Raw genomic sequence first — 21839 nt, forward strand, 5'->3', positions numbered from 1 at the left:
AATAATCACTTTATATTATTTATCCTATTAATGCTTAGTGGAAAATTTAATTTGTTTAATAATTCATTTTTAATTTGTCTGTTTTCTGCCGCTATAAAAATCACTTTATCATCTAGTGCTAAAAATGCTTCATTGTTATAACTAAAATACTCATAACAGCCTCTAAGCTCCTCTAATAAAATAACAGCTGCGGCAAAGTCCCATATTTTTAATTTTGACGAGATGTATCCTTGAAGTTCTCCAGTTGCAATTTTACATATTGCTAGAGATGCCGAGCCATAAGACCTATGTCCCCTTATGCTGTCATTTATTTTTGTAAGATCAATTTTGTTGTTTCTTAAGTTTGTAATTGAATTTAAACTAAAATCTATAATTGAATCCTCTAATTTAAGTTCTTCATTTGCTGGTTTTGTAATCTGAGTACCATTTAACATAGCCATTTTCCCTGAAATTGCTGAATACATTAAATCTTTCACTACATCATATACAACTCCAATATAAGGTTTTTTATATTTATATAGTGCAACAGATATTGCAAAATCTTTATGAAAATTAACAAAATTTGTTGTACCATCAATGGGATCTATTATCCACGTATATTCTGAAAAAAACTGTTTGCTTGAAGTTTTTTCTTCCGTTATAAAACTATGTTCTGGATATCTTTCACTAATTTTTTTTACTAAAAATTTTTCAATCTCTATATCATGTTTTGTAACTATATCTTTAAAATCATTGTTTTTTAATTTTAAATTCATATTTTCTACTATTGGTTTTCTTATAAATTCTCCTGCTTGACTTACAATTGACTTAATAAAATTCTCTATGGCCTCAGGAGTATCTTCATCGAATTTTTTATCTAAAACCTTTATAACTTCCTTAGGCGAGGTTATGCATCCTAAGCTTGTTTCTGAGCCGTATTTTCCATGAAAATCACTGCCTCCAGTTAAGAAAAGATTATATTTATTGCTATATTCATTAATAATTTCAATATCCTTAGGACTGTGATCTTCGTGATTAAGTTCTAGTCCATCAAGTCCTACATTAACAAGACGATCAATTATGTCATAAGAATTTAATTGTCCAGGATGGGCTAACACAGCTACACCACCATCTAATTTTATAGCTTTTACTGCATCTACTGCGTCAACATAAATTATGTCATTACTGCATATTCCATCTTTTTTAAATAACTCTTTATATAATTCAGAATATATTTCATTTGTATAACCTTTCTCTATTAACTCATCCATAATATGCTGTTTATATATAACTCCACTATCTCTTGCCCTGTTTATAATATTTTTAATGCTTATTTTATAGCCATTTTGTATTAAATTAACTATATGTAAAATTGAATTAGCATTTCTCTTTTGTAAAATGGGATCACATAATTTTTTAATATTTTTACCTTCAAGATCAAAGTTAAATCCTAGAATATGAACTTTTTTATCTTTTTCAAAGTTAAATGCTGAAATTTCAATACCTGGAATGACCTTTATACCTTCTTTTTTTCCAAGTTTTATTGCTTCTTCTAAGCCTTCTATTGTATCATGATTAGTTATTGCTATATGTGTTAGATCATTTTGCTTAGCCATTTTCATTATTTCTTTTATGTTGTTATATCCATCAGAAATATCGGTATGAATATGAAAATCTGCCTTCATATAAGTTCCCCCGCCTGCATATTATATTTCTTATCACAAAGCCCCTCCATGAAGTTTATGTCATGAAATATTCCTATCATAGTGGTTCCCTCAAGCTTTAACTGTTCTATAAGCTCTCTTACCTTCTCTTTAGAATAGTTGTCTAAACTTGCAGTAGGTTCATCCAAAAGTAATAATCTTGGATGTTTAACCATTGCCTTTGCTATATTTAGTCTCAATTTTTCTCCTCCAGAAAAAGTATTGGGATAGCTGTCCCAAAGTTCTTTTGCAAATTCAAAATGCTCAAACATTTCCTTTGCTTTCTGTGAAGCATATTCTCTACTAAAACCCATTTCTAATACTGAATGTTCAACAATCTCTCTTGCTGTAGTTCTTGGCATACTACTGAGGAATTGAGAAACATATCCAATCTCATATTTTCTTAAATATATCATCTGTCTCTCAGGTATATCTAAAAGATTAACTAGCCCAAATTTTTCAGATTTATACCATATGCTTCCTTGATTTGTTGTATAAGTTCTGTAGATACACTTGAGTATTGTAGATTTTCCACTTCCGCTTTTTCCTGTAATTCCTATAAATTCTCCCTTGCTTAGCTGTATATTAATATCATGGGATGCTTTTATACATTTTCCTAAATTATGAATAACAAAAGTTTTATATAAATTTTCTATCTTTAAGATTTGTTCCATAACATTACCTTCCTTTATAATGCTTTTCTACAAAACTTTCTACATCAAGTAAAAAATCATTGAAGTTTTCCTTTATTTTTTTATAATCCCAATTCCACCACTTAATACATCCTAATTTATAAATAATATCATCGCTAAACCTTTTTCTAATTACTTTTGCGGGTACACCTGCTATTATGTTATAAGCTTCAACATCCTTTGTTACTATTGCTCCACTACCTACAATAACTCCATCTCCTATGGTCACTCCAGGCATAATAATCGCACCATGTCCTATCCAAACATCATTTCCAATGTATACCTTATCGGTCTTTCTCTTTTCAAAAATTTCCTCGTCATCTTTATCGTCAAAACCATACATCTTTCTTCTATAAGTAAAATGATGTAATGTTGGTCTTTCCATAGGATGATTTGTGGGTCCAATTCTCACCATAGCTGCTATGTTTACAAATTTACCTATATCCGTATTTTGAAGAAAACAAAATTGACCTGTATATGAGTAGTTTCCAAGAGCAACATTTTCATAAAAATTTAAAATTCCTACCTCTGTAAATTCACCCAGTTTTGAATTTACTATTTTACAGTTTTCACCTATTAATGGCTCTACAGTTAATGTCTTTTCTTCAGTATTCATATTTAATAATTAGTCCTGGTTTTTAACTTTCCATCAACAAAAACTGATGTAATTACTGGGAATTGTTCATTTAATTTTTCTATTATAATTATGTCTGCTTTCTTTCCTTTTTTAATTGAACCTATACTATTATCCATATTTACTGCCTTTGCAGGATTTATGGTTACTAGATTAAACATTTCTCCTAAATCCATACCGTGTCTTTCATTAAGTAAAAACACAGCATGAAGCATGGCTGCAGGGTAATAATCACTGCAAAGTATATCAATACAGTCATTTTTTATAGCCTCTGCTGCACATAAATTTCCAGAATGAGAACCTCCTAATAATACATTTGGTGCTCCAGCAATTGTATACATACCCATACTTTTTGCAGATTTCGCCACGTCTAAAGTTATTGGAAATTCACTTATTCTTGCCCCATATCCCTGAACAATTTTTAATTTTTCTACACTATCATCATCATGTGATGCAATTGAAATACTTTTTCCAAGTGCTAAAGCTGCAATTTCTTTTATACTTTCATCAGTTATTTTTTCCTTACGTCCACTAGCATGAATAATTTCTTCTATTTCATCTTCTGATATATCTCTATAGTCTTTAAGTGTTTTTCTATATACCTCCAAATTTCTATATTGCCCTTGTCCAGGTGTATGATCCATAAAAGAAATTAGTTGTACCTTATCTTCCTCAATGTATTTTTTAATGTTATCTATTTCATTTATATTGTCTATTTCTATTCTTGCATGGAAATGGTGTTTTATTAGATGCTTATCATTGCTGATATTACTAATAGCATTTATCATTTCCTTCACATTTTTAGGATTTCTTATTGGTACATTTTTAAGTTCATTTCTATCCATAGTAATTGAATGAAACATAGTTGTTATTCCTTGATTAACTAAAATCTTTTCTTCCTCTCTCAAACTTATAGAAAAATCCATAATTGAACTAGGCCTAGGAGCAGCCATGTTTTCAATATAATCTGAATGAATATCAATAAAACCAGGTGCCACATATCCTCCCCTAGCATCAATAACTTTTTCAGGATCATTATTTTCATTTTGTACTGATTCTCTTATTTCCTTAATTAAATCATTTTCAATTATTAAATCGTATCCTTCTAATATTTCATTTTCAGTTACTATTTTCCCATTTTTTATTATATACACTGCTAATGCCTCCTTTTTAATTAAAGTTATTATAATAGCGAATATACTAATTGTTGCGTATATGCTGTTTGGGGATCCTCAAGTATTTGATCTGTAAGTCCTTTTTCAATAATCTTTCCGTTTAACATAACAATGGTTCTATCTGAAAGCATTCTTATAACTCCTAAATCATGAGATACTACAATCATACTTATGCCAAGTTCCCTTTGAATTTCTTTAATTAAATCCAGGACATTAGCTTGCACAGATAAATCCAATCCAGTTGTAACTTCATCCAATAATAAAATAGGAGGATTATTTGATAAGGCTTTGGCTATTTGCACTCTTTGTTGCATTCCACCAGAAAAATTTTTAGGAGCTTCCTTCATTCTGAAAAGTGGAATGTTAACTTTTTCTAAAAGTTCCTTTCCCCTATTCTCCATTAATCCAACATTTCTATTACCTGCTGAAATTAATTTTTCTGCAATATTACCTATGGATGAAAAATTCATTCTAAGTCCCTGCATAGGGCTTTGATAGACTTTTCCTAAAACATTATTTTTTATAAGTCTCTTTTTTTGAGAAGATTCTGAAAATATGTTCACTTCACCTTTTCCATATGTACTTATATACGCTTCTCCAGAGGTGATTTCTTTATCAAAATACAAGCATTCCATCATAGTAGACTTTCCGCTTCCACTTTCTCCAACAACACCAAGTATCTCTCCTTTATAAAGTTCAAAAGAAATATCTTGACAGGCATATACTGTGCCACACTCTGGACAAAAGTTTTTTTCTAATGTTTCCTTTGATCCATTACATTTTTCACAGCCAGGTCCAAATTGTTTATTTAAATTTATAACCTTTAGTATTGGCTCATCTGTAAAATTCATTTCAAATCACCATCCTCATCTTTAACTATTAGAGTTCATCCTCATCATACAGTAACTTGTATCATTGCATTGATAGTATTTTTCACCAGTTTTTTCATCAATAAATTCATCAAGGTATACATGAGATGCTCCGCATATTCTACAGCTTTTACCTTCAAAATTTTCTGTTTTAAAAGGATAGTCTTCAAAACTTAGTGAATTTATTTCAGTATAAGGTGGTACTGCATATATCTTTTTTTCTCTACCTGCTCCTAAAAGAATTAAAGCTTCTGAATAATTCATTTTATTATTATCAAAACGTGGTATTGGACTTGGTGCCATTACATACCTGCCATTAGCAAAAACTGGATGATCTGCACCTGTTGACATATTTCCATATTTCATAATTTGTTCAAATAACATAAGCCAAACACCACTATACTCATTTTCAGCATGAAGTCTTTTGGTTTTATATTCACTTGGCTCCACAGCCCTAAGTGGTTCTGGAATCGGAACTTGTAAAACTAATATTTGGTTTGAATGAAGTTTTACCTCAGGAATTCTATGTCTTGATTGAATTATAGTTGCAGCTTCTGTTTTTTCTGTAATTTCTACTCCTGTTGTGTTTTGTATAAGTTTTTTTATGTTTACTGCATTTACAGATTCATCTGCACCTTGATCTATAACCTTTAATTTATCTTTTTTCCCAATCAAAGATAAAGTTAATTGAAGTCCACCAGTTCCCCATCCTCTTGCAATTGGCATTTCTCTTGACGCAAAAGGAACTTGATAGCCTGGAATTGCAACAGCCTTTAAAGACGCTCTTCTAATTTCTCTTTTAGAACTTTCATCAAAGAAAGCAAAATTATAATTCATTTTCACTTACAATTTCCTCCTTTTTAGTCTTACGAACACTGTCAAGCTTTGATTGAAAAGTTACATAATGAGGTAATTTTAAATGAGACATAAATCCAGAAGATTCAACGCTATCGATATGCAGCAACACAAACTCTTCATTGTGAGTAGGATATTTCTCGTCTTTAGTTTCTAAACATTGATCAAGTATTCCCATAGCCATGGCTTTTGTTTCATTCTGTCCATAACAAACTCCATAACCTATTTCAAATTCAATCTTTTTTTTGCCTTTTTTTTCTTCTACAGTTTTAGGTATAAACATCTCTACTTCAGTTATAACTATATCTCCAATATAGAAGTCATCCTCTTCTTCACAGGAATCACTTAGTGGATCACTAATATATAAAGGCAGACTTCCTACTCTTAACTCCCCTACTGTTGGATGCAAAGATCCAAATCCTCTTAAGGCAGCATAACCTAATGATATTACCGCTCCAGTCTGTCCTCTCGTTAAAATCTGTAATCTTTCACTTCTTTTTGTTGGAAATTCAATACTTTTTTTAGTTATATCAATAGGCCTATTATCATCATTTTCATAAGTTTTAATAAGCCCTTCTTCTCTCAAATACTCTAGCACTTTAGGTAAATTTGTAAGTTTCTCCTTATTTTCCGGTTTTTCTTTACAGTTTTTAAAATTTTCTAACCAATTTAACACTTCTTCTTTTGATTCATTTACAAGTTCAAAGTCTATTAGCCTATGAGTATAATCATAAGTTGCTCCTAAAATTTGACCTCCTGGTACATCCTTGAAACTTGCTGAAATTCTTCTTTCTATAAACATTTGATTTGACTCAGCAACTCTTGTATAATGATTTCTTTGAAGTGTAGATCTGTAGGCCCTTAGTAAAAATACTGCCTCTTCTGAGTTTCCTTCTGCCTGTTTAATTGCAATGGCTGCTAGCTTCTCAGAATACAAACTACTTTCTGACATTATCTGATCAATTAGTCCTCTCATTCCAGCCTCTATATCATTAATTTTTAAAACCTCACCATTTTTTAACCTTTTATATTTTAATCTCTTAATAGATTCCTCTATAGCTTTAGTGCCACCCTTTACAGCAACATATCCCACACTAATTCACCTTCCTTAAAACCTTTGTAGTTCTTGGTAAACATGTTATATTAGAGTTTTTATCCACAAAAATCATATCTATTCCCATTGGAAATTCTATATTTTTTTTACATAATTCTTCTATGCACATTTGTTCTAATTTTAAATCTATATATGTTTCAGTTTTTATACCTGGGCCTTTAAGTAAAAGTTTTTTTTCATAATCAATTTTGCTGGTTTCAACAATTATGGTTGCTGATTTATGAGGATTTATTAAATCACCAATTTTTGACTTTGTTATTATTTGTTTTAAGGAATTTTCTTCTTGATCTTCTAGTAAAAATATAAAATCGGCTTCTTCTATATTGGTAGGCGTAGAATATGTTAGACTCTGAACAATTTTCGAGATTTTGTCTTCATATTTTGAAACAACTTTAAAACTTACCTCTGAATCCAATAATATAAACATTAAAACTAATGTTGAATTAAAAATATTAGCATCAATATGAACTTTATTGCTCTCTTCTCCTAAACTCTCTATATTTCCAGGCCTTGACATACAAACTAACAATTTTCTATATGCATTTTGTACATCATGAACCATATCAATTTCCATATTTATTCCTCCTTGTATCAACTAAACTTTCATGGTTTCAAAATTAACTTTAGTTTTTAAAATTTCAGCTTCCTTCTCACTCTCTAACTTTTTTATAGCCTTCTCTTCTTCAAACAATTTCTCTTCCCATTTTTTTGTTTCTTCCAGCTCCAAATTATAAGCAGCATCAATAACCGCAAGCCAATACGCAAATTCAGGTTTATTACCTCTTACAATTCCCACTCCAAATTTTTCATCTATTTGAATCTTTGCTTCAGTAACTAATACTTCACCTAAATAAAACAATGAGTTTTTAGCACTCTCACGCATTTTTATCATTACAAGAGCATTGTGAGAATCTTCAATTGTTTTTATTTCATAATTTTTTTCTATTTCTCTAAACATTTCTTGTGCCAATTCACTAGAACCTTTTATTAAAATTTCACTTCGCCTTCTTCTTCTCATTTCTTCAACTCCTCCTCTGACAATTTTTATTATATCTTGTTGCCAAGTTTGACATAGTAAAATCCTCGTTAACTATGTTAAACAATGTTGTCAAAATTAAATATAAAAAAACCATGCATAAAAATTACACATGGTTTTAATTAAGCTTAATAAATTATGTATTTAAAATGATCACATCTATACACTATCTTTGTAAATTCAAGCACTTTCTTTGTTTTAGCATCAATAGAATTGGTTTCTAACACTAGTAATGGAATTAAACTAGAGCATTCAAATATTTTACGTTCTTGTTCAGTTGGAAAAGATACACTCAAAATACTCTTTTCAGAAATAATTTCACTGTAACCATTATTTCTGTAGTATTGAAACATAGATGATATATTTTTACCTAAAACTTCTATACCAGGAAAAGTAACTGAGGAAACATACGAAATATGCAGTGCTATTGGTATTTTGTCTATTATTCTTAGCCTGCCAATTTTATATACTTCTCCATCAACGTCTTCACCCAATTCTTTAAAAATTTTTTCATCGTATTGTATTTTTTCAAACATTATATTTTTAGATAAAAAATCATAACCTTTATTAATGATTTTTTCACTAAAACTTTCATTACCAGATAAAATCAAATCAATCTGCTTATGCCTTGGCCTTAAATATCTTCCTTTTCCTTGCCTTGAATAAATATACCCCATCTCCTCTAATCTCTCATAAGCTTTTCTTACTTTTATCCTTGGAATTCCATACACATCAGCTAAATCATTCTCTGACGGCAATTTATCATTACTATTGTATTTTTCATCATTAATATTAGATATTAATTCATCCATAATTTTAGTTTCAATAGTATCACTCATGAATTCCTCCTAGAATTACTAATATATATCTAATGTTATATTAACTACTTTAATTTAATGTTTTGCAATAGTAAAATAATTTTAACATACTAATCGTATGTACTTATTTATAAAAAAAATCACATTTTTGCTATTACTAACAAAAATGTGATCTCCTATTATTTTATGTTACATAGTTTTTACTAGCAAATAGCTACTACAAAATATTATAGTAGGTTTTTCTTTATCTATTCGCTTTTTGCTCAATTAATCTTGCTAGAGAATGTGCTAATTCATCAAGTTCTACTTGGTTTTCCCCTTCAAGCATTACTCTTACTAGTGGCTCTGTACCAGAAGGCCTTATTAACACTCTGCCACAACCATCTAATTTTTCTTCTATCTTCTTTATTTCACTTATAATTTCATCATCTTCATTATATATATTCTTTTTATCGTTTGGAACTGTTGCATTTGCTAATACTTGTGGAAGCTTCTTCATAATAGCTGCAAGTTCAGAAAGTGTCTTTTGGCTATTTTTAACAACTGATGATATTTGAAGTCCTGTTACAAGTCCATCACCTGTTGTATTGTAGTCAAGGAAAATAATATGTCCTGACTGTTCTCCACCAAGTTTATAACCCTGCTTAAGCATTTCTTCTAAAACATATCTATCTCCAACTTTAGTTTTTACAGTATTTATGTTTTCTTTATCAAGGGCAATGAAAAGTCCCATATTACTCATAACTGTCGTAACAACAACATTTTCATTTAACTTTCTTTTATCCTTTAGATCCTTACCACAAACAGCCATAATGAAATCTCCATCTATAAGATTACCCTTTTCATCTACTGCAAGACATCTATCTGCATCACCATCAAAAGCAAGTCCTAAGTCACATTTCTTTTTTACTACATATTCCATAAGTTCTTCTGGGTGAGTTGATCCACAGCAATCATTTATGTTTATTCCATCTGGATCATTATTTATTACCACAACCTCTGCTCCAAGCTCTCTAAAGCTTCTAACCGCAGATTTATAGCTGGCTCCATTTGCACAATCTAAAGCAATTCTCATTCCTTTTAAATTACAGTCAATTGTTGACTTTGCAAATTCAATATATTCTTCTAAGGCTGAATCCTCTGTTACTTTTCTTCCTACACTACCTGAGGTTGGTGATGGAACATCTTTAAATTCATTTTCTATTATACCTTGTATCTTGTCTTCAAGTTCATCTGAAAGCTTGTAACCTTGAGAATTAAAAAACTTTATTCCATTATATTCTACAGGATTATGAGAAGCTGATATTACTACTCCTGCATCTAATTTATATTTTCTAGTAAGATACGCTATTGCTGGTGTTGGTATCACCCCAACGCAAACTGCCTCTGCACCAACTGAAAGTATTCCTGCCACTAATGCATTTTCAAGCATATCCTTTGATATTCTTGTATCTGTTCCAACTAATATTCTTGGTTTATGAGAACCTTTGGATAATACGTATGCTCCAGCTCTTCCTAAATTATATGCTATTTCAGGTGTTAATTCTTCATTTGCTATTCCTCTAACCCCATCTGTACCAAACATTCTGCTCATATACTTACCTCACTATTTTTACCTTAATTTATTGTATGAGTTGAAATACCCATAAATTTTATTATATCATAATAGCATTATATTAACAATTATCAGAACTTGGAACCTTTGAAGCATTTGGAATATCTTCACTATATTTTACTAAATTTTTTCTACAAGCAATCATTGTAACTGCTGGTATAATTCCCATTATTAATAAACATATGCTAGCATTAATGTTATCAAACATTATTCCAAATAACATTTGTCCAAGTGGTACTGCTGCTAAACACCCTGTGGACATTACTGCGCCTACCCTTCCCATTAATTCTAATGGAACAGCTTTTTGAAAGGCTACATTTAAAGATATACTTGCAACTGTAGCCATTAAGCCTACAAGAAAACATATTATCAATATACTTATATACGGCACTGTGTTCTTATTGAATAAACTCAAATAAAAATTTGTTGGTATTATTCCCATAATAATTATTAATACACCTATTGCAAAAACACTAATAAACATAATTGTTCCTGATTTTAATTTTTTATATATTTTCCCAACAATAAAAGGAGCTATCATCATAGAAACAGCAAAAATGCCTTCAACTAATCCATATTGAAAGTCTGACACTTTTAAAATTCTTTTTGATATGTAAACTAACCCTATAGTAACAGGAGCCAATGTAAAATTAACTATTAACGCAGCAATAACCGCTGTAAGTATAAAATTTTTTCTTTTTATAAACTTAATTCCTTCTGTAAAATCATTTTTAAATGCCTTTAAGCTAATCTTTTCTGGCTTATTATTGTTTTTAGGCACCTTTATAAACATTTCAAATATTCCTGCAAAAATGAAACTAAATGAATTTATTGCTAAAATTATTGATATTCCATAAAATCCAAAAAGCATAGCTCCTAAAACGGGCCCTATAAGAGTAGATGTATTTGAAATAAGTGAACTTATGCTATTGGCATCTACTAACTCATCCCCAGTAACTATACTTGGTATTATAGTTCCAACTACAGGTTGATAAAAAGCAGTAATCACAGATAGTAATATGACTAAGATATAGATTTCTAACATAGATAATGCTCCTGTTAATAAAAATATTATTGTAAATATTCCTACAACTACTCCATTTAATAAATCCAAATAAACAACCATCTTTTTTCTGTCATACCAATCTGCTAAAACTCCTGCAAATGTTCCTAATATTAATTGTGGAATTATTGAAATCGCTAAAACAGAGGCAAATAAAGTAGCAGAACCTGTTACTTTTAATACATACAATGATAATGCGAATTCTTGCATACCAGTACCAATTACTGATATAAACTTGCTTAACATTAGTAGACTTACATCCTTTTTCTTTAAAATAGATAAATTCATAACATACTTTCCCTCCAATGTTTCACTTTTGGAACAATGGTAACAAGAGTATTTGTGCTGTGCATTAAAGAAAAAGTTACTAAATGCTGCAATTAAAAACCTCCCAACAATACCATTTATACTCTAATAAAACCATTATATACCATAGCGATCAATGATACAACACCTATTCCTCTTAGTAAGTGTCACACTCTTACTTCATTTTGAACCCTTCCACCATTTATTACCTTAAGTTCACCAGTGTATTCAACTTTTTCAATATTACAGCCTTCTCCAATAGTTATATTTGTTCCCCTAACAATTTTTGAGGTTGTTCCTTCTAAATAAATTTCATCACCTTCTATAGACTCTGTTATAAGTTCTCTTGAACTTAAAAACATTGTTTTTATAAGTTGTGTTATTATGCCACCATAGTTTGAAGATAATCTTATATTTATACTACGACCTCCAATTTCACGAACCCTGCACTTTCCAAACAGTTCTATATCGATTTCATCAGCATTTAATAGACCTTTTATATTAAAACTTCCTGTGGCTCTTAAGTTTTCACATTCACAATCTTTTTCTATTTTAATTCCTCCAGAAACTTTTATTTCTTCCCCATACAAACTCCCTTTAATATTTGAACCACCTGATACCTTTAACTTCTTTACCCTAACATCTCCAGATATATCAGAGCCACCACTTACTTTAGCTTCCTCTGCTGTTAGATTTCCTTTTATATCTGATGATCCACTAATTTCTATAACTTCAGTTTCAACATTTCCATCTACAGAAGAAGAGCCACTACATTTTATTTCCTTAGCTTTTATATTACCTTTTATATTTGATGCTCCACTGCTTTTTAACAAATTACAATCTATATCTCCATTGATTGATCCTGCTCCACTTATTTTTACTTCATCATATACTCCACCACCGCAGCTACCTGCTCCTGATATTTTTAAATCTTGTCTTGTTTCTTCCATTTAAAACAGCTCCTTTAATTTTAATTTTAATTCTTCAATGCACATATTTATATTTAACCTCATGACAAGTTTTGCTGATTTTTCAAAATAGATCTGGTTAGGTAGTCCTAAAACCATACTTATGCCCACACCCATTTTCCTTACAAAAACTATTTCACAATTTTTTTCAATGTACTTGTTATAGTTATTTTTTATTGTTTCAAATACAATTTTACTTTCTTCAATGGATATACTGCCATCCATTAAACATCTTTGCACTACATCCATATATAAGATTTCATAAAAACTGTATACAGCCTCCAGGTTCTCATCTGTGGTACATATATTAATTACATCTTTAATAAGAATTTTCCTATCTAAAATTTCCTTACCTGTTAACTTTATATCTGATAATTTAGGAGAAAAAATTTGTGCTAAATCATCTAGTGACGAATCATCTTTCATATTTTTAATCTTTTCTACCCTTTCAAGAATCTTTTCTCTTGGAAAAAAAGTCTCTTGACCCGTAAAAGAAGACTTTTTTATAAACCAATCTTCGGGTATTAGCTTTTTTCTTTTCCATCTATAAAGCTGACCATAAGAAATTTTTGTCAGTTCCAATAGTTCTTTCTTAGAAATTAAACTTTCTTCCATTTAATATCTCCTTTCTGTATTTTTCATATTGTAAAAAACTTAGTAGTTTTTATCTTCTATTTACAGTGTAACAAAACATTGTTACACTGTAAATATGTTTTTTATATCTTTTTAAAATTTTTTGTAATTTATTTTATACTACTTATTGTGGTTAATACTAATTCTATCGTACGAAATATCAATTTGGGCTAGATTAAGCTACCCCATAAAGATATGAACAAAATATACGATAGTAAATTATGTTGAATTATGTCGAAAATTATGTTTGTTCACATAATTTTCTATAATTATTAAATTTATAATGAATTCTAAGGAGGAAGACCCATTGTTTAACAATTTTAAGATCAGAACACGTTTTTACTCTTTGTTGGCATTTATTTTTATTTTAATGCTAATAATTGGAGCATTAAGTCTAAATTCTTTGTATACTATTAACAAAGAAATTCATACTAACGCAAATTCTGATGAGCTCACTATAAAATCTGTTGATACTGCTAGAAGTGCACAGGTTAACTTTAAAAAACAAGTCCAGGAATGGAAAGACCTTTTGATTAGAGGTAACAATCCTGATTCCTTTAAAAAGTATTCTTCTGGATTCTCCGTATACGAGAAATCTACTCAAAATGACTTAATGACTTTAAGGGAATTAATGAAAAAACAAGGTTTAGATTTTTCTAAGGTGGACACTGCCATAAAAACTCACTCTAATCTAGGCACTGAATACCGAGATGCAATAAAAAATTATGATGAAAATAATTCTCAAAGTATGCATTTAGTGGATAACTTAGTAAATGGTATAGATCGTGTTCCTACAGATAATATAGACAAAATTGTAACTCAGATAGAAATTTATGCTAACAACAAGACAGTTCAGGCAGAAAAAAATTCTGATATGCAATTTAAAAGAATATTAATATCCATGATTTTTGGTTTTTTGTTTACAATTATCATTTGTCTCATATTAGGTGTTCTATTAGTGAATAAAATTACACGTCCATTGCTTATATTAAAAGATAAAATTTCAGAACTTGCAGAAACAGATGGGGATTTAACACTTAAACTTCCTATTTCAAGTAAGGATGAAATTGGACAAGTAGCTGATAAGTTTAATCTTTTTATAGACAAAATACGTAAAACCATAAAAGAAGCTGGTGATGGAACAGTAGTTCTTAATACTGGATGTAATAGCCTTTCTAAAAACATTGATGCAGTAAGTTTGGCTATGGAACAAATATCTTGTGCTGTCAATGAGATTACTGAAGGTAACCAGCAGGTTGCTAGTGAAATTTCAAGTTCCAGTTTTACTCTTGATGAAATAAGCAAGCATGTTAACACAACAACTGATGATATGTCTAATGTAATAATGCATTTTGAAGAAACAAATAACTCTATAATATTAGGTAAAAAGTCAATACTTGAACAACATACACATATGAATGAAATTGGTGTTCTAACAAATAATGTATTAGATGCCTCTAAAGAACTTAAAGAAAAAGCTACTGCCATTAATTTAATGGCGAATACTATTGGTGATATAGCGGCGCAAACAAACCTTTTAGCTTTAAATGCAGCTATTGAAGCAGCAAGAGCCGGAGAACACGGTAAGGGATTTGCCGTTGTTGCCGAGGAAGTAAGAAAGCTTGCCGAATCCTCTGCTTTAGCCACTAATGAAGTTAATTTAAATATTCAAGCTATGCATATTGCTGTGAATCAAACAATATCCTATGTAAATGATGTTAGAAATAGGATTGAGACTCAAAACAACATAGTTAGAAAAACAGATAAATCATTTAACGATATATCTGAAAATTTTTCATCTGTAATGGATAGCACAAAATCTGTAGGGGAAAGAATGAAAAACATAACTTCTGAAGTAGACAGTTTAAATAACTCTATTCAAAATATATCTGCAATAGCAGAAGAAACCGCAGCTTCCACCGAGGAGACTTTAGCATCTACGGATGAACAGTCTTCTAATATTGAAAATGTTAATACCATGGTTGTTGAGTTTAATAAATTATCTCAAAATCTAGAAACAATTGTAAGTAACTTTAAATATTAAAAAAATGGATACCTCAAAACTTTGAGGTATCCATTTTATTTTATCCGATTAATATTATTCGTAAATCTTAGCTTTTTCTTCTCCGTTTAATACTCTAAGAGCACCTTGAGTTAAAGCTAAAAGTTCATCTTCTCCAGGATAAACTACTACTGGAGCAATAAATGAAACTCTTTCTCCAATTTTACCTGTGATTCCTTTATTGTATGCTATTCCACCTGTAAGTAGTACCGCATCAACTTTTCCTGATAATACTGCTGCATCCTGACCAATCTCTTTTGCAATTTGATATATATATGCATCATATATTAGTTTTGAAGCTTTATCACCAGCATCAGCTTTGTCAGCTACAACTTTGAAATCATTTGTGCCTGCATATGCAACTGCTCCACCTTTTCCGTTGATTTTTTTCTTCATTTCTTCATGAGTTACTTTTCCGCTATAAGCAAGATCAATTAAATCTCCAAGTGGAACTCCGCCGCTTCTTTCTGGTGAGAATGGACCTTCTCCAGTTAGAGCATTGTTTACATCAATTACTTTTCCCTTACAGTGGGCACCAACAGATGTTCCGCCACCCATATGTGCAACAATAAGATTTAGGTCTTCGTATTTTACGCCTTTTTCTTTTGCATATCTTTTTGCAACTGCCTTTTGATTTAAAGCATGGAATATACTTCTTCTCTTTACATCTGGCATTCCTGATATTTTTGCAACTTCTTGCATTTCATCAACAGTAACTGGATCAACTATAAATGCAGAAACTCCAATTTCTTTTGCTATTTCATTGGATATAATTGAGCCTAAATTTGATGCATGTTGTCCTTGAACTCCATTTTTTGAATCTTCAAGTATTCTATCGTTAACTATATATGTACCACTTTCAATAGGCTTTATAATTCCGCCTCTTCCAACTACTGCACTTAAAGTTTTAATATCTATATTTTTTTCTTTTAAGAAGTTTAATATTGCTTCTTTTCTAAAATGAAATTGATCATAGATTGTAGCATATTTAGCTATTTCCTCTGCTGAATGTTTCAAATTTTCTTCTAATATTTGAGTTTCATCTTCATAAACACCTATTTTTGTTGAAGTAGATCCTGGATTAATTATTAATATTCTATGCATGTAATAAGTCTCCTTCTCTTTTTATTTTTGACTTGCAACTAATGCTGCAAGAGCAATTGAATACATCTTTGTCTCATGGCTGTCAGCTCTTGAAGTTAATACAACTGGAGCTGAAGTTCCAACTAATATACAACCATTTTTTGAATTAGTTGTGTATGTCAATGTTTTGTACATAACATTTCCTGTTTCTATGTTTGGAAGTAGAAGTATATCTGCCTTTCCTGCTGCTGCTCCTTTTACGTTTTTATGTTTTGCAGCTTCTTCACTTAAAGCATTATCAAGTGCATATGGTCCATCAACTATACATCCTTTAAACTGACCTCTATCACTCATTTTTGAAAGTAATGCTGCATCAAGTGTTGCAGGCATGTTTTCATTTACAACTTCAACTGCACAGATTGGAGCTACTTTAGGACAATCAATTCCAACTGCATGAGCAACTTTAACTGAATTGTTTATTATTTGAACTTTATCTTTTAGTGTTGGATACATGTTGAAAGCAACATCTGTTAAAAATAACAATCTATCAAATGCTTCTGTTTCAAAAACAGCAACATGTGACATAAGTTTTCCTGTTCTAAGACCAACTTCTTTATTAAGTACTGATCTTAAGAAAGTTGCAGTATCAACTAAACCTTTCATTACCATGTCAGCTTTTCCTTGTGAAACAAGTTCTACAGCTTTTAAAGTAGCTTTTTTTATGTCAGGCTCGTCAACTATTTTAAACTCATCAATATTCATACCAACTTTAAGCGCTATTGATATTATTTCGCTTTTGTCACCTACAAGTATTGCTTCTGCTATGCCATTCTTTTTTGCATCACGTATAGCTTCAAGAACTGGTTCATCCTGTGCTACAGCTACTGCTACAGTCTTTATGTCTTTACTTTTAACCTTTAATAAAATTTCATCAAAGCTTTTAATCATTATATGTACACCTCTTCTTAAAATTTTTATACTTGTATATAATATTTATCTCTAAACATCTTAATTCTATTTTACCAAAAATTTAACAAGAAACGGGACTTTTCAGAAAATTCAGTTCAAGTTTTTATATTTTTTTATTATGTTTTCAGCACATTTTAATCCGTCAACTGCGGCAGATATTATGCCGCCTGCAAATCCAGCCCCTTCACCACTTGGATATAAGCCTTTTACAGAAATGCTCTCCATTTCATCATTTCTTATTATTTTTACTGGAGCTGATGTCCTTGTTTCAATTCCTGTTAAAATATTGTCATAGTCACCAAAGCCTTTAATTTTTCTGTCAAAATTTACAATACCATTTTTTAATAAATTCACCACATAATTCGGAAGACAACTATTCAATGAGGCAAACTCAAACCCTGGTCTGTAACTAGGCTTTACATTTCCTATCTTATTACTTACACTATCCTTTAAAAAATCTCCCATTAATTGTACAGGGGCATTATAATTACTTCCACCAACATTAAATGCAAGTTCTTCATAAAATCTTTGCATCTCCATTCCTAGAAGTGGATAATTGCTTTGAAATTTTTGTTTGAATTTATAACTTTCGTTTTTAAAATCTTCAGGGCCTACAGTTACAACTAATGCTGAATTAGCATTTTTACTATCTCTTTTATAATTACTCATACCGTTAGTTACAAGCCTTCTATTTTCAGATGCTGCAGCTACTACCTCTCCACCCGGACACATACAAAAACTATAGACAGATCTGCCTTCAGTTTCTGAATTAAATGCAAGTCTATAATCTGCTGCTTTTAGTCTAGGATGGTTTGCATATTTCCCATATTGATTTTCATTTATCATACTTTGAAGATGTTCGACTCTAACACCAACAGCAAATGGTTTTGCTTCCATAAATACATTATTTTCATATAACATTTCATAAGTGTCTCTTGAACTATGTCCTATAGCCATTATTAAAATTTCACACGGTATTTCTTCTCCATTTACAATTATGCTCTTTAATTTTCCTTCTTTTGTAATAAGCTTCTCAAGTTTACTGCTAAATCTAACTTCTCCCCCAAGTCTTATTATATCTTCACGAAGATTTTTAACAACGCCCTTTAATATATCTGTTCCAATATGCGGTTTGCCTGAATATGCTATTTCCTCTGGTGCTCCAAAACCAACAAATTCACTTACTACATATTGACATCTTTTATCTTTAATTCTTGTTGTCAACTTTCCATCAGAAAAAGTACCTGCCCCACCTTCTCCAAATTGAACATTAGATTCAGTGTTTAGTACTCCAGTTTTCCAGAAATCCTCCACGCTTTTTGTTCTGTCTTCAACATTTTCGCCTCTTTCAATGACAAGAGGTCTATATCCATTTCTAGCAAGTAATAATGCTGCAAACATACCTGAAGGTCCCATTCCAACAACAACTGGTCTATGGTCAAGCTTTTCACTTCCAAACTTCAAGGTTTCCTCATCAAATTTTTCTTCAAGCACCACATCTTTATTGTGTATTCTATTTACAAGCTTTTTTTCACTTTCTACACATATTTCTAAAGCATAGTTGAATTTTATTGAATCTTTTTTTCTTGCGTCAATTGACTCTTTAAGTATTTTAAATTCCTTTATTGAAGTATCTGAAATTCTTAATTTTTCTGCTGCCTTTTTCTTAAGAATTGTTATATCCTCTTCTATATCTAAATTTATATTATTTATTCTAATTGGCATTTTTTCTCCCTTAATTACATGACTAGAAATCATGCTAGTATATTTTTTTACGATTTTTTTAATTACTTTTTAGTTAACGTAACATTTATAGTATCTGGAGAGTTTCCTGTACTTGTAACTCCACTTGGCAATGTTACACTTATCTTTCCACTATTAACCCCTTCTTTGAAACTTGAAGCATCAACTACTGCTTTTACATCCGCTGCATTAATTGTATTAATAATTGTAGCATCACCAGATAAAGTAACATTTACTGAATTGTTATCCTGTGCACTTGTAAATCCTTGAGGCAAATTTATAATATTAACGTTTGCTGCAACTGTCTTCTGTATTACTTCATCTACATCAATCTTTACATCAACACTATTTTTCCCACTTAAGGTACTTATACCCTCCGGAAGGTCTAGTTTAACACTTATTATGTTAGACTTTGAAATACTTCCTAAGTCTATAGGTTTTGTATTTATAGTTGATATATCCTTAACCTTATCATAATCACCTATTATATCTACACCCTCATCTACAGAAGTTATTGTCTTTATATCGATACCGCTAGGCGGTTTTCCTTGTGTTACAACATTTATCCCAACTGACTTGGATTTTTTAATAGGTACTGTAACTGTTATTTTTTGTGGTTTTATTGATATATTATCTATAATTTTCCCATTTTTATCAACGGCTTGAAGCTTCGGTTCTATTTCTAAATCTTTGTTCAAATTTTCTACATTAACGTTTGCTACAACATTACTTATCATACTTGCATATTTACTTGCTCCGCTAATTGTTGCATCTGCCTGACTTAATGCTGGTTCAAGATAGTAATAACCCGCTCTGGTTTTACCTTCTACTTTAACTTTAATTGGCACATTTTTTTCATACAATTTGTCAATCTCAACATCTGTCCACATATTGCTACTGTTTTCTATATTTACATTGCTAGGATAGTGTACTATTTGCACTGGAATCCTATTTTCACCTTCCTTAACAGCATATTGACTCATATCCGCAACTATCTTAAAATCGCTTGCCTTAATCTTCATTAACTCTAGACTAGTACCTCTTACATTTATAGATACTGAAAATTTTTGATTGGGAAGCACTGTTAGCTTTGACTGATCTAGAGCGTCCACATTTATAAGTTTAACAGGCACATTTCTGATTACATATGTACTTATAGGGTTTTCAACATTTGAAATATAAAGCCATAAACAAAAGGAGGCGATAATGCAGCATATTCTTATTAGTATTTGCCTATTATTTTTCTTTTCCACATTTTCACCTTCTCTTTAAATGAATCTTTTTTAGAAAATCTTATTAGAATTATTCTTAATAGAATATCCTTAAGCTTATCTTTAGTATAATTTCTTGTTAATTTTCCATTTATAGCAAGAGAAACTGCGCCGGTTTCTTCTGATACAATAATAACAAGTGAATCAGAATTTTCAGATATACCTATACCTGCCCTATGCCTCGTTCCAAGTTTTTTACTAATATCATAATTTGAAGACAATGGCAAAAAACATCCAGAAGCTGCTATTCTATTGTTTCTTATTATTGTAGCTCCATCATGAAGCGGAGTATTAACCACAAATATGTTTTCTAACAGTGCACTACTAACATCTGCATCTATTTTAGTTCCTGTCTTCATTATGTCTTCAAGTTTTGTCCTCTGTTCTAATACAATTAATGCTCCTGTTCTTGTTTCTGAAAGATTAAACACAGCATTTAAAATTTGAGTTATGACTTCATCCATTTTTTCCTTATCTTCAAAAACATGAAAGTCATTAAATGCACTTCTTCCTAAATGCTCTAAAACTCTTCTAATTTCTGGTTGAAATATAATTATTATGGATAACACTCCAATTGTTATTGTCCTTTGAAGAATCCAATTAAGCATAGTTAGATGTAAAATGCTACTTATTGGTATAAGCAAAATAATAAGAAGTATTCCCTTTAAAAGCTGTTCTCCTCTTGTCTCTTTTATAAGCATATATGCCTTATAAAAAATATATGAAACAACTGCAATATCTAGGACTGTAGATATATTGATTGTTTTAACTGCTGCAACAATAATATTTATTATGTCCATGATTTCACTCCCTTAATACTAGCTTATTATAAATTATACACTATTACTGTCATATGTAGGATATAGAAAAAATAATTTTATAAAATATTAATAAAATTATTAGGAATAATAACTATATAGCTTTTTGAATTAATTAAGCTTAATCATAGTATAAAGAAATTGCGAAGTATTGGTGAAGGGTTTTAACGATTGCTGCGCACGTTAAAAGTCGAAGGGTCGCCAAATGGCGAGGTGATGGGTTTTATACTTGCTATGCTCGGATAAAAGGTGAAGTGTTTATGGATAAATCCATAAAGGCTAAGGAAATTTTTCCTTCTACGTCAGAAAAATAATGAATTTATATGTCTTAATATTTAGAGACAACTCTACTATGTATTTTAACCGTAGGTTTTGCTCTTTGGCACTTAAATAACAGTTTAATATGTTAATAAATACTTATTCATTGAAAACT

Annotated in this window: 20 protein-coding genes; 1 reads left to right on the forward strand and 19 read right to left on the reverse strand. The window is 30.5% G+C overall.

Going from position 1 to position 21839, the window contains the following annotated elements; translation table 11 throughout:
• Positions 1–5: 5 nt before the first annotated feature.
• The 14 genes from B8978_RS14805 to B8978_RS14870 all read right to left on the reverse strand — a co-directional run bounded on the left by B8978_RS14805 (position 6) and on the right by B8978_RS14870 (position 13442).
• Positions 6–1664: an inositol monophosphatase family protein gene (locus tag B8978_RS14805; RefSeq protein ID WP_084116885.1), complete on the reverse strand. Its 1659-nt coding sequence runs from the start codon at positions 1662–1664 to the stop codon at positions 6–8.
• The gene (locus B8978_RS14810) at positions 1661–2356 is read right to left on the reverse strand and encodes a phosphonate C-P lyase system protein PhnL (protein WP_084116886.1); all 696 of its coding nucleotides are present in this window, start codon (positions 2354–2356) and stop codon (positions 1661–1663) included. Before B8978_RS14810 ends, B8978_RS14805 begins: the two co-directional genes overlap by 4 nt.
• A 4-nt stretch (positions 2357–2360) precedes the next feature.
• Positions 2361–2990, reverse strand: a complete 630-nt coding sequence (locus B8978_RS14815; RefSeq protein WP_084116887.1) for a DapH/DapD/GlmU-related protein — start codon at positions 2988–2990, stop codon at positions 2361–2363.
• Positions 2991–2992: 2 nt separating this feature from the next.
• Positions 2993–4162, reverse strand: a complete 1170-nt coding sequence (phnM, locus tag B8978_RS14820) for a phosphonate metabolism protein PhnM (RefSeq protein WP_084116888.1) — start codon at positions 4160–4162, stop codon at positions 2993–2995.
• A gap of 29 nt (positions 4163–4191) precedes the next feature.
• Entirely contained in the window at positions 4192–5034 is an 843-nt protein-coding gene (locus B8978_RS14825; RefSeq protein ID WP_084116890.1) for an ATP-binding cassette domain-containing protein, read from the reverse strand.
• Positions 5035–5055: 21 nt separating this feature from the next.
• A complete protein-coding gene (locus tag B8978_RS14830; protein ID WP_084116891.1) occupies positions 5056–5895 on the reverse strand; it encodes an alpha-D-ribose 1-methylphosphonate 5-phosphate C-P-lyase PhnJ in 840 nt (279 codons plus the stop codon).
• A complete protein-coding gene (locus B8978_RS14835; RefSeq protein ID WP_084116893.1) occupies positions 5879–7000 on the reverse strand; it encodes a carbon-phosphorus lyase complex subunit PhnI in 1122 nt (373 codons plus the stop codon). Before B8978_RS14835 ends, B8978_RS14830 begins: the two co-directional genes overlap by 17 nt.
• Before the next feature lies 1 nt (position 7001).
• The gene (phnH, locus tag B8978_RS14840; RefSeq protein ID WP_084116895.1) at positions 7002–7595 is read right to left on the reverse strand and encodes a phosphonate C-P lyase system protein PhnH; all 594 of its coding nucleotides are present in this window, start codon (positions 7593–7595) and stop codon (positions 7002–7004) included.
• Positions 7596–7616: 21 nt separating this feature from the next.
• Positions 7617–8039, reverse strand: coding sequence for a phosphonate C-P lyase system protein PhnG (gene phnG, locus B8978_RS14845; protein WP_084116897.1), 423 nt, complete (start codon positions 8037–8039; stop codon positions 7617–7619).
• 146 nt (positions 8040–8185) lie between these two features.
• Positions 8186–8896: a GntR family transcriptional regulator gene (locus B8978_RS14850; RefSeq protein WP_084116899.1), complete on the reverse strand. Its 711-nt coding sequence runs from the start codon at positions 8894–8896 to the stop codon at positions 8186–8188.
• Between the two features lie 223 nt (positions 8897–9119).
• A complete protein-coding gene (glmM, locus tag B8978_RS14855) occupies positions 9120–10469 on the reverse strand; it encodes a phosphoglucosamine mutase (RefSeq protein ID WP_084116901.1) in 1350 nt (449 codons plus the stop codon).
• 82 nt (positions 10470–10551) lie between these two features.
• Positions 10552–11841 carry an MFS transporter gene (locus tag B8978_RS14860; protein WP_084116903.1) on the reverse strand — a complete coding sequence of 430 codons (1290 nt, stop codon included), beginning with the start codon at positions 11839–11841 and terminating at the stop codon, positions 10552–10554.
• A gap of 185 nt (positions 11842–12026) precedes the next feature.
• Positions 12027–12809 carry a polymer-forming cytoskeletal protein gene (locus tag B8978_RS14865; protein WP_084116905.1) on the reverse strand — a complete coding sequence of 261 codons (783 nt, stop codon included), beginning with the start codon at positions 12807–12809 and terminating at the stop codon, positions 12027–12029.
• Entirely contained in the window at positions 12810–13442 is a 633-nt protein-coding gene (locus tag B8978_RS14870) for a YhbD family protein (protein ID WP_084116907.1), read from the reverse strand. It lies immediately after the preceding gene.
• 325 nt (positions 13443–13767) lie between these two features.
• Here B8978_RS14870 and B8978_RS14875 point away from each other — a divergent pair, with 325 nt between their 5' ends.
• Positions 13768–15504 (forward strand): methyl-accepting chemotaxis protein, encoded by a 1737-nt coding sequence (locus B8978_RS14875; RefSeq protein ID WP_176212716.1) that lies wholly within the window; start codon positions 13768–13770, stop codon positions 15502–15504.
• 54 nt (positions 15505–15558) lie between these two features.
• On the opposite strand, the gene buk is transcribed toward B8978_RS14875, so the two are convergent.
• From buk to cdaA, 5 genes are all read right to left on the reverse strand, one after another.
• The gene (gene buk, locus B8978_RS14880) at positions 15559–16626 is read right to left on the reverse strand and encodes a butyrate kinase (RefSeq protein WP_084116911.1); all 1068 of its coding nucleotides are present in this window, start codon (positions 16624–16626) and stop codon (positions 15559–15561) included.
• A 21-nt stretch (positions 16627–16647) separates the two neighbouring features.
• Positions 16648–17553 (reverse strand): phosphate butyryltransferase, encoded by a 906-nt coding sequence (gene ptb, locus B8978_RS14885; RefSeq protein WP_084116913.1) that lies wholly within the window; start codon positions 17551–17553, stop codon positions 16648–16650.
• Between the two features lie 111 nt (positions 17554–17664).
• A complete protein-coding gene (locus tag B8978_RS14890; RefSeq protein WP_084116915.1) occupies positions 17665–19299 on the reverse strand; it encodes an NAD(P)/FAD-dependent oxidoreductase in 1635 nt (544 codons plus the stop codon).
• A gap of 62 nt (positions 19300–19361) precedes the next feature.
• Positions 19362–20570 carry a CdaR family protein gene (locus B8978_RS14895; RefSeq protein ID WP_084116917.1) on the reverse strand — a complete coding sequence of 403 codons (1209 nt, stop codon included), beginning with the start codon at positions 20568–20570 and terminating at the stop codon, positions 19362–19364.
• On the reverse strand, positions 20540–21388 hold the full coding sequence (gene cdaA, locus B8978_RS14900) for a diadenylate cyclase CdaA (protein WP_084116919.1): 849 nt from the start codon (positions 21386–21388) through the stop codon (positions 20540–20542). The genes B8978_RS14895 and cdaA overlap by 31 nt, the downstream gene beginning before the upstream one ends.
• Positions 21389–21839: the final 451 nt, after the last annotated feature.

This window comes from Clostridium acidisoli DSM 12555, assembly GCF_900176305.1.
Classification (GTDB): Bacteria; Bacillota; Clostridia; order Clostridiales; family Clostridiaceae; genus Clostridium_I; species Clostridium_I acidisoli.

Bases quoted from the DNA above. Each gene is read 5' to 3' on its own strand.
- B8978_RS14805 (WP_084116885.1), bottom strand. From the start codon at position 1,664: ATGAAGGCAGATTTTCATATTCATACCGATATTTCTGATGGATATAAC.
- B8978_RS14810 (WP_084116886.1), bottom strand. From the start codon at position 2,356: ATGGAACAAATCTTAAAGATAGAAAATTTATATAAAACTTTTGTTATT.
- B8978_RS14815 (WP_084116887.1), bottom strand. From the start codon at position 2,990: ATGAATACTGAAGAAAAGACATTAACTGTAGAGCCATTAATAGGTGAA.
- B8978_RS14825 (WP_084116890.1), bottom strand. From the start codon at position 5,034: ATGAATTTTACAGATGAGCCAATACTAAAGGTTATAAATTTAAATAAA.
- phnH (WP_084116895.1), bottom strand. From the start codon at position 7,595: ATGGAAATTGATATGGTTCATGATGTACAAAATGCATATAGAAAATTG.
- phnG (WP_084116897.1), bottom strand. From the start codon at position 8,039: ATGAGAAGAAGAAGGCGAAGTGAAATTTTAATAAAAGGTTCTAGTGAA.
- B8978_RS14850 (WP_084116899.1), bottom strand. From the start codon at position 8,896: ATGAGTGATACTATTGAAACTAAAATTATGGATGAATTAATATCTAAT.
- glmM (WP_084116901.1), bottom strand. From the start codon at position 10,469: ATGAGCAGAATGTTTGGTACAGATGGGGTTAGAGGAATAGCAAATGAA.
- B8978_RS14860 (WP_084116903.1), bottom strand. From the start codon at position 11,841: ATGAATTTATCTATTTTAAAGAAAAAGGATGTAAGTCTACTAATGTTA.
- B8978_RS14865 (WP_084116905.1), bottom strand. From the start codon at position 12,809: ATGGAAGAAACAAGACAAGATTTAAAAATATCAGGAGCAGGTAGCTGC.
- B8978_RS14870 (WP_084116907.1), bottom strand. From the start codon at position 13,442: ATGGAAGAAAGTTTAATTTCTAAGAAAGAACTATTGGAACTGACAAAA.
- buk (WP_084116911.1), bottom strand. From the start codon at position 16,626: ATGCATAGAATATTAATAATTAATCCAGGATCTACTTCAACAAAAATA.
- ptb (WP_084116913.1), bottom strand. From the start codon at position 17,553: ATGATTAAAAGCTTTGATGAAATTTTATTAAAGGTTAAAAGTAAAGAC.
- B8978_RS14890 (WP_084116915.1), bottom strand. From the start codon at position 19,299: ATGCCAATTAGAATAAATAATATAAATTTAGATATAGAAGAGGATATA.
- cdaA (WP_084116919.1), bottom strand. From the start codon at position 21,388: ATGGACATAATAAATATTATTGTTGCAGCAGTTAAAACAATCAATATA.